This is a genomic window from Planctomycetota bacterium (assembly GCA_038746835.1).
Lineage (GTDB): Bacteria > Planctomycetota > Phycisphaerae > Tepidisphaerales > Tepidisphaeraceae > JBCDKH01.
In genome coordinates this window covers 1-13,550 of the sequence record JBCDKH010000089.1, presented here as the reverse complement: position 1 = coordinate 13,550, position 13,550 = coordinate 1, and the positions used below count along the sequence as shown (strand labels likewise).

General features: G+C 67.3%; 13 protein-coding genes and 1 pseudogene. 4 read left to right on the top strand and 10 right to left on the bottom strand.

Annotated elements, in window-relative coordinates:
• From AAGI46_10045 to AAGI46_10025, 5 genes are all read right to left on the bottom strand, one after another.
• A partial coding sequence (locus AAGI46_10045) for an AAA family ATPase (protein ID MEM1012545.1) occupies positions 1-1,352 on the bottom strand: 1,352 nt, incomplete at its 3' end.
• Positions 1,349-3,250 carry a flagellar basal body P-ring protein FlgI gene (locus AAGI46_10040; protein MEM1012544.1) on the bottom strand — a complete coding sequence of 634 codons (1,902 nt, stop codon included), beginning with the start codon at positions 3,248-3,250 and terminating at the stop codon, positions 1,349-1,351. The genes AAGI46_10045 and AAGI46_10040, both read right to left, overlap by 4 nt.
• A gap of 63 nt (positions 3,251-3,313) precedes the next feature.
• Positions 3,314-4,312, bottom strand: coding sequence for a hypothetical protein (locus tag AAGI46_10035; protein ID MEM1012543.1), 999 nt, complete (start codon positions 4,310-4,312; stop codon positions 3,314-3,316).
• 178 nt (positions 4,313-4,490) lie between these two features.
• Positions 4,491-4,907: a hypothetical protein gene (locus tag AAGI46_10030; GenBank protein ID MEM1012542.1), complete on the bottom strand. Its 417-nt coding sequence runs from the start codon at positions 4,905-4,907 to the stop codon at positions 4,491-4,493.
• 132 nt (positions 4,908-5,039) lie between these two features.
• Positions 5,040-6,203, bottom strand: coding sequence for a DHH family phosphoesterase (locus AAGI46_10025; GenBank protein ID MEM1012541.1), 1,164 nt, complete (start codon positions 6,201-6,203; stop codon positions 5,040-5,042).
• 41 nt (positions 6,204-6,244) lie between these two features.
• Between AAGI46_10025 and AAGI46_10020 the strand changes: the two genes are divergently transcribed.
• The gene (locus AAGI46_10020) at positions 6,245-6,589 is read left to right on the top strand and encodes a rhodanese-like domain-containing protein (GenBank protein ID MEM1012540.1); all 345 of its coding nucleotides are present in this window, start codon (positions 6,245-6,247) and stop codon (positions 6,587-6,589) included.
• Between the two features lie 19 nt (positions 6,590-6,608).
• On the opposite strand, the gene AAGI46_10015 is transcribed toward AAGI46_10020, so the two are convergent.
• Positions 6,609-6,956: a hypothetical protein gene (locus tag AAGI46_10015; GenBank protein ID MEM1012539.1), complete on the bottom strand. Its 348-nt coding sequence runs from the start codon at positions 6,954-6,956 to the stop codon at positions 6,609-6,611.
• Positions 6,957-7,094: 138 nt separating this feature from the next.
• On the opposite strand from AAGI46_10015, the gene AAGI46_10010 reads away from it, so the two are divergent.
• On the top strand, positions 7,095-8,129 hold the full coding sequence (locus AAGI46_10010; GenBank protein ID MEM1012538.1) for a glutamate--tRNA ligase family protein: 1,035 nt from the start codon (positions 7,095-7,097) through the stop codon (positions 8,127-8,129).
• 11 nt (positions 8,130-8,140) lie between these two features.
• Positions 8,141-9,202, top strand: a complete 1,062-nt coding sequence (gene lpxK, locus AAGI46_10005; GenBank protein MEM1012537.1) for a tetraacyldisaccharide 4'-kinase — start codon at positions 8,141-8,143, stop codon at positions 9,200-9,202.
• A gap of 5 nt (positions 9,203-9,207) precedes the next feature.
• Here lpxK and AAGI46_10000 read toward each other — a convergent pair.
• The 4 genes and pseudogenes from AAGI46_10000 to AAGI46_09985 all read right to left on the bottom strand — a co-directional run bounded on the left by AAGI46_10000 (position 9,208) and on the right by AAGI46_09985 (position 12,835).
• Positions 9,208-10,005, bottom strand: a pseudogene (locus AAGI46_10000) (prolipoprotein diacylglyceryl transferase family protein).
• Between the two features lie 71 nt (positions 10,006-10,076).
• Positions 10,077-10,898, bottom strand: coding sequence for a pantoate--beta-alanine ligase (gene panC / locus AAGI46_09995; GenBank protein MEM1012536.1), 822 nt, complete (start codon positions 10,896-10,898; stop codon positions 10,077-10,079).
• Positions 10,895-11,419: a 2-amino-4-hydroxy-6-hydroxymethyldihydropteridine diphosphokinase gene (gene folK, locus AAGI46_09990; protein ID MEM1012535.1), complete on the bottom strand. Its 525-nt coding sequence runs from the start codon at positions 11,417-11,419 to the stop codon at positions 10,895-10,897. The genes panC and folK overlap by 4 nt, the downstream gene beginning before the upstream one ends.
• Before the next feature lie 138 nt (positions 11,420-11,557).
• Positions 11,558-12,835 (bottom strand): DUF1570 domain-containing protein, encoded by a 1,278-nt coding sequence (locus AAGI46_09985; protein ID MEM1012534.1) that lies wholly within the window; start codon positions 12,833-12,835, stop codon positions 11,558-11,560.
• A 184-nt stretch (positions 12,836-13,019) separates the two neighbouring features.
• Between AAGI46_09985 and AAGI46_09980 the strand changes: the two genes are divergently transcribed.
• On the top strand, positions 13,020-13,550 hold a 531-nt coding region (locus AAGI46_09980), incomplete at its 3' end, for an OB-fold nucleic acid binding domain-containing protein (GenBank protein MEM1012533.1).

Sequence of the window (13,550 nt, the reverse complement as noted above, 5' to 3'; positions counted from 1 at the left end):
CTCGCGTCGGCCGAAGCTTTCTGTGCGTCATCCAGTTCGGTCTCGGCCTCGGTGAGTCGCGACGCACGCGACGCGTCGGCGGCGGATCGGGCTTCGAGCGTGGCCGTCAGCCGGGCGACGGTCGAGGCGAGCGTGTCACGCTGCAGGACAAGCTCGCGGACGGCGGTCGCCGCGCGTTCGGCGTCGGCGCGGGAGGACTTCGCGTCGGCCTCGCGGTCTGCAAGACGTGCGGCGGCGGAGGCGTGGTCGGCTTCGAGCTTGGCATCGACCGGCGGGGCGGCGTCACCATCGGCGCTCGTCTCGCCGGCCGCGTCGATGGCGAGACGGTCACGCTCGGCGTGTGCGTCGGCCAGGCGTCGCTCGGCGTCGATCAGGCGTTCGCGGGCGAAGGTCAGTCGCTGCTCGGCCTCGCGGCGAGCGGCTTCGGCGCGGACACGGTCGAGCTCCAGCGATCGCCGGGCGGCTTCGGCGTCGTCGAAGGCGGTGCGGAGGGCGGTTTGTTCGGTGGAGCTTGCGGTGAGTTGTTCTTCCGCTGCGGCGAGGGACTCCACGGCTTCGTTCCGGGCGTCCAAGGCCGCCTCGGCTTCGGTGGCGAGACGTCGATAGCGGTGGCGGGCGAGACGGAGGACGATTTCGGATTGGCGGCTCGTCAACTCGCGGTATGTCCTGGCACGCGTCGCGGCGTTGCGGGCACCGCGGACTTGGCGATCGATCTCGGCCGTGACGTCGTCGAGCCGGGCGAGGTTGACCAGCGACTTGTCGAGCCGACGATCGGCCTCCTTGCGCTGCTCGCGGAACCGCCCAACGCCAGCCGCCTCCTCGAACAGCAGACGCCGCTCGGCCGGGTCGGCCTCCAGCATCCGCGCGACGCGGCCCTGTTCGATGACGCAGTAGCTCGCCTGCCCGACGCCCGTGTCGACGAAGGCGTCGCGAATGTCCTTGAGCCGGCAACGACGCCCGGCCAGCAGGTAGTGACTCGTGCCGTCGCGCAACAGAACGCGGCCGACAGTGACCTCGTCGCGATCGATCGCCAGCGGACGTTGCCCGTCGGCGTCGGCGGGGTTGTCGAAGAGCAGGGTGACCTCGGCCGACTCGGCGGCGGGGCGGTCATCGGTGCCGTTGAACAGCACGTCGGCCATGACGCCGCCGCGAAGGGTCTTGGCGGACTGCTCGCCGAGGACCCATTTGACGGCGTCGACGACGTTGCTCTTGCCGCAGCCGTTGGGCCCGACGATCGCGGTGACGGGGCGATCGAAGTCGAAGACGGTCTTGTCGGCAAAGCTCTTGAAACCTTCGAGCGTCAGACGACGCAGGCGGAGCTTGGAACTGGCTTGGCCGGCGAAATCGCTCACGGAGCGGGCACGGTAACGTCATCGACGCTGGCGGAAATCTCGGCCGGGTTTCGGGTCAGGCCGGGAACGAGCGGTACGACGTCCTGATCGCTGTCGATCACCTCGCGCGGTTCGAGCCGAACGAGCACGGGCTGGCCTTGTCCGGGTCCGGCGACGATGTCGCCTGCCTCGCCCAGACCCGTCAGGATCGCGACGACATCGCCGTAGCTCAGTCGCAGCGGCCGTTCGCCGGGTCGGGACTCTCCGCCGAGACGCAGCAGGATTTCGCGCAGGTCCGGCAGGCTGACGACCTGCGAAAAGCCCTCCGGCCGGGCGTCGGAATCGCCGGCGATGATGTCGCGCTGGAACAGCGTGACGGCGTCATCGTTCTCCTGACGGACGAGGCTCACGCGATCGCCGAAGGCCGTCATCAGCGTGTCGGGCCGAATCCGCGGGACCTCCGCCATCGGACGCAGGGCACCGATCACCGCAATCGTCGGCCGGCCGGTGCGCTTGGCGTAGACGATCGGCTGGCCGTCGCCGGGCGTGAGGTGCAGGACGAATCGCTGGCCGACGAACTTTTCGACGATGCCGGTCTGCGAGAAGCCGAGCTTCAGAAGCGACTCGTACGCGGCGATGCGAACCTGATCGTTGCCACTGCGCGACTCGCTCAGCAGGTCGCGGGCCAGACGCCTGGCGGCGACGGTCGGGGCGAAGTCGCCCAGCGACTCGGCGGCGGCGACGTTGTACGGATCGTTCGCGTCACCGGCGATCTGGCCGAGGACTTCGAGCGCCGCACGCTGCTGCAGCGCGGCCGCGGCGCGGGCAGCGTGGAAACGGACGTGCGGATCGTCGTCGGCAATGAGCGGCGCGACCACCGGCAGGGCGTCGGCCCCCAGGCCTTGCCACGCGAGCGTGACGTGCCGCAGAATCTCACCGTCGCCGTCGGCTGCACGGGCGGCCTCTTCGAGCTGGCGCGCCTTGTTGACGGCAAAGGCCGTGTTTCCGCCGCGGAGGTAGAGGTGCGTCGCGACGCCGACGAAGTTGCGCCACGCGTCGGGGGCACTCGACGCGTACGGCCCGCTGGTCGGCAGACGCAGCTCGATGATGGCCTCATCGCGTGCCTTGGCGACACCGCCGACGCGGCCGAAGTGGAAGTTGATGCGGTCCTCGATCAGCCGGACCAAACGCGGGTCAGGCCGACGCATGCGGAGGCTGATCGGGCGATCCAGGTCGCTCCGGCCGCCATCGGGAATGATGGCGTTGCGAAGGTCTCCCCTGGCCGTTGCGACTTCGCCGGCCGACCGCGGATCGAGCAGCGCGGCCGACGGATTCAGCATCAGGGGCCCGCGTGCGACACCGACGCGGTTCACCTGTTCGCCCGGATTGCCCGCCGACACGCCGCCGCGGTAGAGCTCGGTGAGCCAAAGCTCTCCCCGGGCCAGGCTCGGCGACGTGTTCGTGTCCAGGGCACTGACGGCGACATCGATGCGGCTGTCGGGCTTGGAGCCGGGCGGCACGACGCCGTCGACGCGGACGACCGTTGTCCGCGGGTCGGCCAGGATGCCCGACGGCGAGACCTCGCCCAGCGTGCCGTCCGTCCGCGGCATGGAGACGCCCAGTCGTGCGGCATCGAGGAGGATGCGCTCGCGGACACGCGTCGGGATGCCGTCATCGCGACCGGTGTTGTCGAGGTTGACGACGAGGCCAAATCCACTGATGACCTGCGGCTCAGTGCCGAAGACGACGACCTGTTCCAGGACAGTGCCCTGCAGGAAGTCAGGCACGTCGGCCGAGTCGAGGAGCTCGTACCGCGTTGCCGGCAGGTCAGGCTCGACGCGGCGGTCGCAGCCGAGGAGCGTCGCACCCGCGATCAGGCCGAGTCCGAGACGAGCGACGATTCCGGCGTTGCGTGCCATGAGGAGGTGTAGCGCACAGCAGTGCCTGGCGGTTCGCCGGCGAAGGCTGGGCCGAGTCCAGAGTCAGGCGTTGTTGGCCATCTTTCCGCCGACGAGTCCGATGATGAGGCCGACGATGGGCAGGCCGACGAGCAGACCGCCCGTCGCACCGACAGCGACTTCGCCAGTCTCAGTGAAGAGGAATGACAGGAATCCGGGATCGCCGTTCACGGCTGACAGGGCCAGGGCGACGATGCCGACGAGCACCACGGCCGCCGCGCCGCCGGCGAGTCCGCCGAAGATCGGGGCCTGCGGGTCGTTGACCTCGTACGCCACGCCGGCCGGACGCGTGCCGGCCGGAGCCGCGCCGGTGTCGATCGCGCTCGCTCCGACGGCCGTGCCGCCGGCGACGCTCGACTCGGGCATGATCTCATCGAATGTCTCGGCCCCGAAGCTGGTGTCGTCGGCCTCCTGCGTGAGGTCGAGCAGGCCCGAGCCGCTGCCGATGCCTTCGAGCGCGATCTGATCGCCGGTGCCGCCCATGTCGGTCTGAGCGGACGGGTCGACGTCGTCGTCTTCGAAGATGGTGATGCCGCTCTGCGACGCCCCGGCCGCGGTGCCGCCCATGTCGCTGCTCATCGCGGTGTCGGAGAGACTGAACTCGCCGGTGTCGTCGCTGACGAGCGGGGCGCCGCTGCTGCCGGGGACGCGTGACTCGCCGGCTGTCGACTCGGCTGGCAAGCCGGTGTCGGCAAGGTCGATGCCGCTCTCGCCCATCGAGGCGTTGGCGTCGCCGATCCCGCTGTCATCGGAGATGCTGGCCGCGACCGAGCCGCCCATGGAGTCGTCGAGGCTGATGCCGCCGGCGCTGTCGGCCAGTCCGATCGGTCCGCCGGAGTCCGCCGGGGCGAGTCCGCCGGCGCCTTCGCCCTGGAGCTTTTCGATCTGGCTGCCCTTGTACATCAGGCTGTTGCCGTCGCGGTACTCGGTGAGGCGGCCGCTCTCGACGAGATCTTTGATGCCATCGTCGTCGGTGGCGAGCGCTTCGAGTGCTTCTTCCTGGGTGTAGAACGCTTTGGCCATGATGCGACTGGCTGGGACGGGCTGGTTGGAGGCCGACGTGCAGGAGGCGACGCCGGCAAATCAGTTGGGCCTGGACCGGCCCGGGCGGGCTCGGCATCGTCGCAGAACCGACCGGACGTGTCAAAGCTTCTCTGGCCCCCTCGGCCGCAACACGACATTATGGGCCAGCCACGCCCGATCAGTCGTTCGCGTCCCGGGCGGCTTCCTCCACGGCGCTTTCGCCACGGCGCAGGCGCTCCCGCATCGTCCGCTCCAGGTCGAGTTGCCGTTCAATCTCGGCAGGCGAGGGCAGTGTGTTGAAGTCCCTCAGCCCACGATCGGCCCCAATATCCCGCGCCGCGAGCAGCAACAGCCGATTTCCCCCCGCGTCGTACCGGTACGCCAGCAACGATCCCGTGTCGGTGTCGAGCACGTAGACGCCCCAGACGTTGGAAGCCATTTGTCCGGGCATCAGGTAGACGCCTTCCCCACCAGCCAACGCCGGCAACTGCGCGTTGGCCGACCGCGCTTGCAACATGTTCAGAACGACCATCGTGACGAACACCGTCGTCACGATCACAGCAATCAGTCGGAGGATCCGGTGTTCGCGAGGCATGGGGTGACCGTAACGCAGACGGCACCGAAGCGGAACGCATCCACTCAGTAGCGAGACGATGATCGTTGCAGCCCATGAGCCCGCTTAGCGGTGAGCGAAGCGAGCCTCGTCCGCAGAAGCCAACTCCAACCCTCAATCCTCCTGCAACTCCAACAGTCGCTTCCCGCGAACCGCAGGATCGATCCGGAGCGATTCCAGAATCCGTCGACGCAGCTGCAGGCGCACGCGCTCGATCTCCGTCTGCGAGCCGTTGTCAAACAGCACAAAGCCGCCGGCTTTGGTTCGGTGCCCACCACCCTCGCCGAAGTCGGCCATCGCACGCCGAAGCATTTCGCCGGCCGAGAGATCGAGCCGGCCGGCACGCACGCTCAGGACGAGCCGCTCCGGATGCCCGTCGCCGTCATCGCCGAACAGCGCCGTCACCACCGCATAGTCGGCGCCTGCGAAACGGAGCAGAAAGTCCGCAATCACCGCAGGCTTTTCCGTGTAGCGGATCTTGCCGAGGTTCGACACCAGCACCCGGCCGTACAGACGGGCGTCCGCCAGCGCATCGGCGTAGCCGACGAAGTAGTGCTGCGGCAGTTCGACGTGCCGCATGCGATACAGCTGCCGCGTGTCGGCCCGAACCGTCAGCGCAGCCAACGCCGCGTTGTCCAGCCCGTCCGGCTGGCCGGCCGCACCGGCGAGGTCGGTCTCGATCGCGTGCAACATCATCGCCGCCAGTGCCGGGTCCGGGTCGACGTCGAGCTCCATCATGTAGCTGAAGACGATGCTGGTCGTCGCACCGACGTCCGGCCGAATGTCGACAAACGGCGCACTCGGCCGTCGGCCGCGGGCACTGTGGTGATCCACGATTGCGGTCGGCACGACGCCGCTGGGCAACGGCGAGCCGGGAAACGACGGCTGCGCATCGACCAGAATAACTGCGTCGTACGCATCAGCACCGTCGCTTTCGCTCAGGCGGGCGTCGTCCCAAGGGGCCAGATTCAACGGAGCGTTCTCGACAAACGGCGCATTCACACCGCCGGGCGTGATGCCGGTGTGCGACACGACCAGTTGCGGCCGACCACCGCTGCGGGGCAGATCTGGCAGACGCTCGCTCAGCAAATGCTGCAGGGCGGCTGAGGCGCCCAGTGCGTCCGGATCGGGATTCCGATGGCCGGTGATCAGGATGTTCCGCTTGCCGGCGAGGGCTTTGATGAGGTCGCTGGCAACCGGCCGATCCCGCTGCGCATCGGCGGTCGCTTTGGCGGCGTCTTCGACCGACTCGACGAGGTTTTCGACAAACGCGCCCAAGGCCTCACGCTAGAGCGATTGGGCATGCGAATCATGACGCCATGCACGACCCGCACGATGCCGACTGGGAAATCAGCGTTCAGCAACTCGACGAGTTGCTCAAAGCCGGCGCGGACTTCGACCTGATCGACTGTCGTGGGGCGGACGAGCGTGCACTGACGAGCATCGAGCCGTCCCGACTGGTGCCGCTGCCGCAGTTTGAGACGCTCTACGAAGACGCGTTCGCCGGTCGCGAAGACCGACGAACGATCGTCTATTGCAGAGCGGGCGTCCGCTCGTTGGATTTTGCAAGGCGGCTCAGAGCCCGCGGCGTCGCGGATGTGAAGAGCGTGGCAGGCGGAATCAACCGCTGGAACCAGACTTTCGGCGACGGACCGCAGTACTAAGCAGTGCGCAAAGCCGGCTCTATCGGCCGACCTTGTACATGCCGCGGCTCTCTTGCTTGAACCGCTTGTCCTTGATGAGGGCCTGGTTGACGATGCCCTTGAAGTTCGCGGAGCTGCTCAGGTAGCCGGCCGCCTCGACGCCGTCGGCAATGGCGCCGACCTTCATGGCCTTGCCGTTCTTCTTGAGCACTTCGTGGATGACATCCGGCAGCGGCTTGTCGTTTCGCGGACGCGAGCCGCCGACGCTGGTGCTGCCATTGGAGCCGTCGAAGGCTGCAATCTGGCGATCGATCTTGACGAGCTTGGTCTCGAGCTTCTTTCGCTCGGCAACGAGCTTGTTGCGCTCTGCGCGACGGGCTTTGATCATTGCCTGAAGATCAGCAATGCTCGGCTGGGACTTGGGTCGGCCTCGGGGCATGGTGTGTGGTTGTGGGGCGGGATGCGTTGAAGGGAATCGGGTGCTACCGGAGAATTGCATCCTCCGGACGAAAAGCCACCCGCCCGGATGGGCAGACTAGGCATCGGCCGGTTCAAAAAACAACTTAAGCCTCGTATTGAGACAGGTTTTATTTCTCCGGTCTCCCCCAACGACACAACGAACGCCATCGACCGATGCGTAATCTGTGTCGTGATCACGCGGATCGCACCATCGCCGACCGGTGCTCTGCACCTTGGTAACGCGAGGACGTTCCTCATCAATTGGGCACTTGCTCGCAGAGCTGGTTGGAAGGTGCTGTTGCGGTTCGATGACCTGGACGGACCTCGCGTTCGTCAGTCCGCGGTCGATCAAGCCAGACAAGACCTCGAGTGGCTCGGACTCGATTGGGACGAGGAACTTCCCCTGCCGAGCACGCGACTCGATCGTTATCGAGAGATGCTCAGAAGCACTCGCGTCGAGCGTTGCATGTTCGCCTGTTCATGCACCCGGTCTCAACTTGAAGCGCGACAGCCGAAGCGCGCACAAGACGGATCGGTGATCTATGACGGGCACTGTTCCGAGGCGAATCTCGAACGCGTGGCCGATGCCTGCCTGCGAATGCAAGTGCCGGCATCCGTCGATGTTGTGACGATGTCCGGCACGGCCGATTCCGTTCCCATCGGCCACGCTGGGGCATTTGTAGTCCGACGTGTCGGCGGAGCGCCGGCGTATCAGTGGACGTCGGCCATCGACGATCAAGACGCCCAGATCACCGACATCGTCCGAGGTACCGACCTGCGACTGAGCTCGGCGAGGCAGGCGTACCTCCGAACGCTCATCTGGCCGACTGCTCCAGCGATTCGGCATCTGCACGTGCCGCTCGTGGTCGGTCCTGACGGGCGAAAGCTCTCCAAACGCCACGGCGACACCCGAGTCGCGCACCTTCGCGAGGTCGGCTGGTCGGCGGGGCGGGTTCGCGGGCTCTGCGGCTTCTGGACGGGCATTGCCGAGGAACGCGACCAGCTCACGCCGAGCGACTGGGTCGAGCGACTCGACATCCGCGCGATTCCTGGAGACGACATCGTCTTCTCGCCCGCCGACCACAGGATCGCGCCGAGCTAGTGTCCACACGCGTGCCCACCGTGAGCCATCTGGAAGCCTGGCATCGGCGCGTCATCACCGGGCAATCGACGACGTTCGCGAGTCGACTCGCACGCGGCGCGTTGCACCTGGCATCGATTCCCTACGCGGCAGCCGTCGGGTGGCGCAACCGAGGGTTCGATCGCCGCCCAGCGACAAAACTGCCGAGGCCGACGGTCTCGATCGGCAACGTCACCGCCGGTGGGACGGGCAAGACGCCGACCGTCGCGTGGCTCGCTAGCGTGCTGATGCACCACGACGAACGCCCGGCCGTGCTGACCCGCGGCTATGGCAGTCGCCCGGGCGAGACCGCCGACGAAGAGCAACTGCTCGCCGAGCTCCTCGGCGACGACGTGCCGATCCACGTCAACCCCGACCGCGTCGCCGGTGCCGCAGCCGTCGTCGCTGAACGACCAGACGTGTCGGTTTTCCTCTTGGACGACGGCTTTCAGCATCGGCGGGCCGGTCGCGAGTTCAACCTCGTGCTCGTCGACACGACCTGCCCCGACGGCTTCGGGCACGTGCTGCCGAGGGGTTACCTGCGAGAGCCGTTCGCCAGCATCGCTCGTGCCGATGCGGTCCTCCTGACACGCTGCAATCGCGGCGACGCCGACGCTGCCGAGGCACTCGTTCGGCGTCACTTCGATGGGCCGATCTACCGCTCGCACTTTCGCATGACTCTCGACGCCAGCGGTCCGGTCGTCGTCGCGAGCGGCATCGGCAACCCGCATGCCTTCGCCGCCGACGTGCGCGCGATCGGCATCGACATCACCGACGAGCTTCGATTCCCCGACCACCACCCGTTCTCTGTGGCCGATGTCGCTCGAATCACCGTATCGGTTCCCACCGGCGGGTCGGCGGTCGTGACGGGCAAGGACTGGACGAAGCTTCGCCCGCTCTGGCCGGCCGACGTTCCGATCGCCGTGGCGGGTCAGGAACTCGTCGTCGACGATGCGGCTGGGCTGATCGACTCCGTCCTGGCCGCGATTCGTCCCGCTGCGAAGAACAGCACCAGCCCCGCGGTGAAGACGAAAATCGAGACCCACATCGAGTAGGTCAAATCGCCCGCCAGGGGCGTGTTGACGCGGAGCAGTTCAATCGTGAATCGGGCCGGCGCGTAGCTCATCAGCACCAGCGCCGCCACGCGTCCAGGCGCGGGCAGAAGCGTCAGGTACGCCAAGGACAGACCGAAAAGCAAGAAGCCATTGAGGCTGCTGTAGAGCTGCGTCGGGTGCACCGGCAGTGACCGCGTCTCTGCCGCCAGTTCCGAAAGCCGCTCGTCCTTGGCAACGTCCTTCGGGTCGATCAACGTCTGAACGAGCATGCCGTTTTCGTTCGGGACGGTCCGGAACAGCTCGGCCGGAATGCTGCCTTCGTCGAGGTCGCCGTCCTGATAGTGCTCCTCGAACGGCGGGCTGCCGTAAGGGAACGTGATCGCCCAAGGCACGGCCTCGCGGTCGCAGATCTGGCCCCAGCAACAGCCGTTCAGCAGGCAGCCGACCCGGCCGAACATCAAGCCCAACATGAGGCACGGTGCGATGACGTCGATGCCACGCAGCATCGGAATGCCCTTGATTCTCGTATAGATCAGGATGACGCCCGTCGCGAAGATGAACCCGCCGTAGAAGGTCAGCCCGCCCGACGTGATGTTGACCGCGGCCCTCAGGTTCTCGCCGACAGAGCGGCTCGAATCGGTGTAGACGTCCAGGTTCTCAAGCACGTGGCTCAGCCGAGCACCGACGACGCCCGAGACCAACGCGACGATGCACATCGTGACGAAGTGATCGCCGTTCAGGCCGAGCCTGTTGGCGATGTGCTTGGCGACCTCTGCGCCTATCCAGACGCCCAGCACGAGCATCAGCCCGTAGCCGTACACCGGCAGCCCGAGCACTGGAATGGTGAAGAGTTCACGCCACACGCACCCGAACCCTACGGCCGGACGAGCGGCACGTTGTCGATCAGACGGACCCCACCAACTCGAACCGCCGCGAGCAACCTCGCCGGCAAAGCGGTCGCCGGTTCGAGCGTCCGCTCATCAACGACCTCCGCGTACTCGACGTCGAGCCCGGCCGACCCGAGCTGCACGCGAACCGACGCCTCCACCTCTCGCGGCGAACCCTCGGCCGACAGCAGGGCACGGGACAGGGCGACCGCCTTGACTCGATCTTCGGCGGAAAGGCGTCGATTGCGGCTGCTCATCGCTAGCCCGTCGGGTTCCCGGACGGTCGGGCCGCGGATGATTCGGATGGGCAGGTCGAGCCCGTCGACCATCGCCTCGATGATGCGGAGCTGCTGGAAGTCCTTCGCGCCGAAGACCGCGACGTCCGGCTGGACGAGGTTGAACAGCTTCAGCACGACCCGGCAGACGCCGTCGAAATGCCCCGGCCGATGCGCACCCTCCAACCGCCCGGCCAACGCCGGCACCGCCACCTGGACGTCTGGCTGATCCGCCGGATACACCTCCGCCGCATCCGGCAGCAAAGCCCAGTCGACGCCGGCCGCTTCGAGCTGCTCCAGGTCTTCCGCCTCCGTCCGCGGATACCGAGCCAGGTCGGCCGGATCGTCGAACTGCGTCGGGTTGACGAAGACGCTCGCCGCCACCACGTCGGCCGCCTCCTTCGCCCGCTCGACGAGCGACAGATGCCCCACGTGGAGCGCGCCCATCGTGGGGACGAAACCGACTGACGCTCCGCGTTCCCGTACTTCTTCCCGAGCTTTGCGGAGGTCCGACTTGGTCCGCAGCACTTTCATGATGTCTCCGGCGCTTCCTCAAGGATCGGCGATGCTCGGACGATCTGTGGCGAAGACTCCGCTGCTAGAAGTAGTTCGGTAGACGTCTGACGCAGCTCGGGATGCCGCCAATCCGGAGCGATCTCGACGAGCGGTGCCAGTACGAAGTGCCTCTCGTGCATCAAACGGTGTGGCACGAGGAGGTCAGGCTCGGCGATGACTTCGTCACCGATCGCCACGACATCGATGTCGATCACCCGCGCCGCATTCGCGATGCCGGCGGGGCGAAATCGTCCCATGCGGTCTTCGATCGACAGGCACGTCCGCAGCAGCTCACGCGGCGACTGCGACGTCTCGACCTCGATCACCATGTTGTAAAAAGACCCCGCGTCCGCCGGCGAGTCGACGGCGGCGGACTCATAAATACTGCTGAGCTGCCGAAGCTCGATGCCGGGCGTTTGGGTCAGATGCGACACCGCCGTCAGCAGGGCGGCCGCCCGATCGCCGAGGTTGGAGCCGAGTCCGAGGTACGCCGTCGCCACGGGCGGATTCTACGTGACCGTCGACCCTCTCCGTCATCCCGAGCGCAGCCGAGGGACCTCGCAGTGAAACGCAGCGCTCGCGAGTTCGTCAGGCGAGGTCCTTCGACTCGCTGTGCTCGCTCAGGATGACTGTGGGCGTCACCGCGCGTGGATGAACGTCTCGTGGAAGATGCGGCCGCCGCGGGATGGGTCGCGGTGGAAGCGGGTGCGATAGACGTAGCCGTCGCCGGGACGCGTTACCAGCTGCGGCAGCTCGCCGGCGACGTCGAGGTCGAAACGAAGCCGATCCACGCCCAAAGGCCGGCCGCGGGAGTCGCTGAAGTAGATCTCGACGTCCGGGTCGCTGACGCGCTCGATGCCGTCCTCCTCGCGGTGCAGCCGAAGCGCGTGGCGGACGGCGTGGTCGCGGAAGTCGCCGATGCGGTCGAACCGCACGCCGCGCTCCGCCAGCTGTCCCAGCATGCGGGCCAGCACGTCGTGCCGGTCCAGTTCGCGCGCGACGGGCGTCGGGCGACACTGCACGAGCCACGCCTCGAATCGGCTCCGGAACCCGGGCAGGTTCGAGCCGAACTGATCGCGAAACGCCGGCATCGCCGGCCGACCATCGGCGACGAGGCCGAGGAACGCGTTGAACCGGTCGCGATACAGCGGCCGACCCTCCGAATCGGCCGCGTACACCAGAAAGTGCACCATCGCCCACGTCTGGGCGTAGAGCACGCTGCCGGTCTCACGGTCGTCCATTAGGCTGAACCACTCGCGCTGGTTCATCCGCAGGAGCCGCTCGAAGTCGAACAGGCGATCTTCGTGCATCGCCCGCTGCACGATCGCCAGCGGCACCTCGGGCAGCTCGCCCAGCAGCAGATGATCGTCCACGCGGGCCCCGTGCTCGAAAAGCTGGGCCAGCCCCTCGTTCACCCACAGCGGCAGACCCGGGCCGAGGGCCTCGTACGCGTACTGGTGGAACGCCTCGTGCCGCAGGGTTTTCTTGAGTCCCGCCCGCCCGCGATCGCCCAGGAAGGCCAGCAGCAGGCGACGCCGCGAGTCGTAGAGCCCGCCGCTGTTGGTCGCGCCGGCGTGACGCACGTAGCTGGCATGGTCCGCAAACAGTCGCACCTCGTGCAGATCGCGATCGGAGTTCTGCCTCGGCGTCAGGCTGCTGAGCCGCGTCGCATACCGCTGGTAGCACCACTCCAGCTCGGCCGCCATTTCGCGGACGACGTCTTCGGGCAGGTCGCTGTGGACGCGGTAGTGGCGCGTCTCGACGAGGGCACCGTTGACCGTGGCCTCGCCGCTGGCGGTTCGGCTGCCGAGCGCGAAGAGCAGGATGGCCGTGGCGAACAGCGACTGCCCCGGCAGGCCGATGACCCAGCCGGCGAAGCGCCTGGCAAAGCTCGGCTTGGCAACGGCAGGGGGCATCGCGACAGATCGGTACTTGCGGAGTCGGCGGAAGCGCTCGTCGGCAGTGTGGTCCGCAGTGGTGACGACCCGCGCGCGTGCCGGCGCAGCGTCGGCCGCTACAGTCCCGGCCGTCGACTCCGTTCGACTGGACACCTCCTTGTTATCGGCCCTTCGTGGCCACGCGCTTGACCCGACCCGTTCCATGGCCGACGCCACCGAGACGCCCGAGCTCTCCGCCAGCGAGTACGAGCAGGAACGCCGCAAAAAGCGTCAGACGCTCGTCGACGCCGGGCTCGACATCTACGGCCGGCGGACCACGGGCATCACGCCCGTCGCCGACGCACCGCAGCCGCCACAAGAGGGCGAGGGTGACGTCGTGAAGGTCGCGGGACGCGTCGTGCTCAAGCGCGACATGGGCAAGCTCTCCTTTCTTACGATTCGAGACGCCACGGGCGACCTGCAAATCGGCCTGCAGAAGAATCGCCTCGACGACAATGGCTGGCTCGTCCGGCAGAACCTCGACCTGGGCGACCAGATCGTCGCCGAGGGCCCGATCGGCCTGACCAAGACCGGCCAGCCGACCGTCTGGGCGACCAGCGTCAGCATGGCCAGCAAGTCGCTCGTCGTCCCGCCCGACAAGCACAAGGGCCTGGCCGATCCGGAGCTTCGCTATCGCCAGCGCTACGTCGACCTGTGGGCCAACCCCGAGTCGATGGAGGTGATGCAGAAGCGG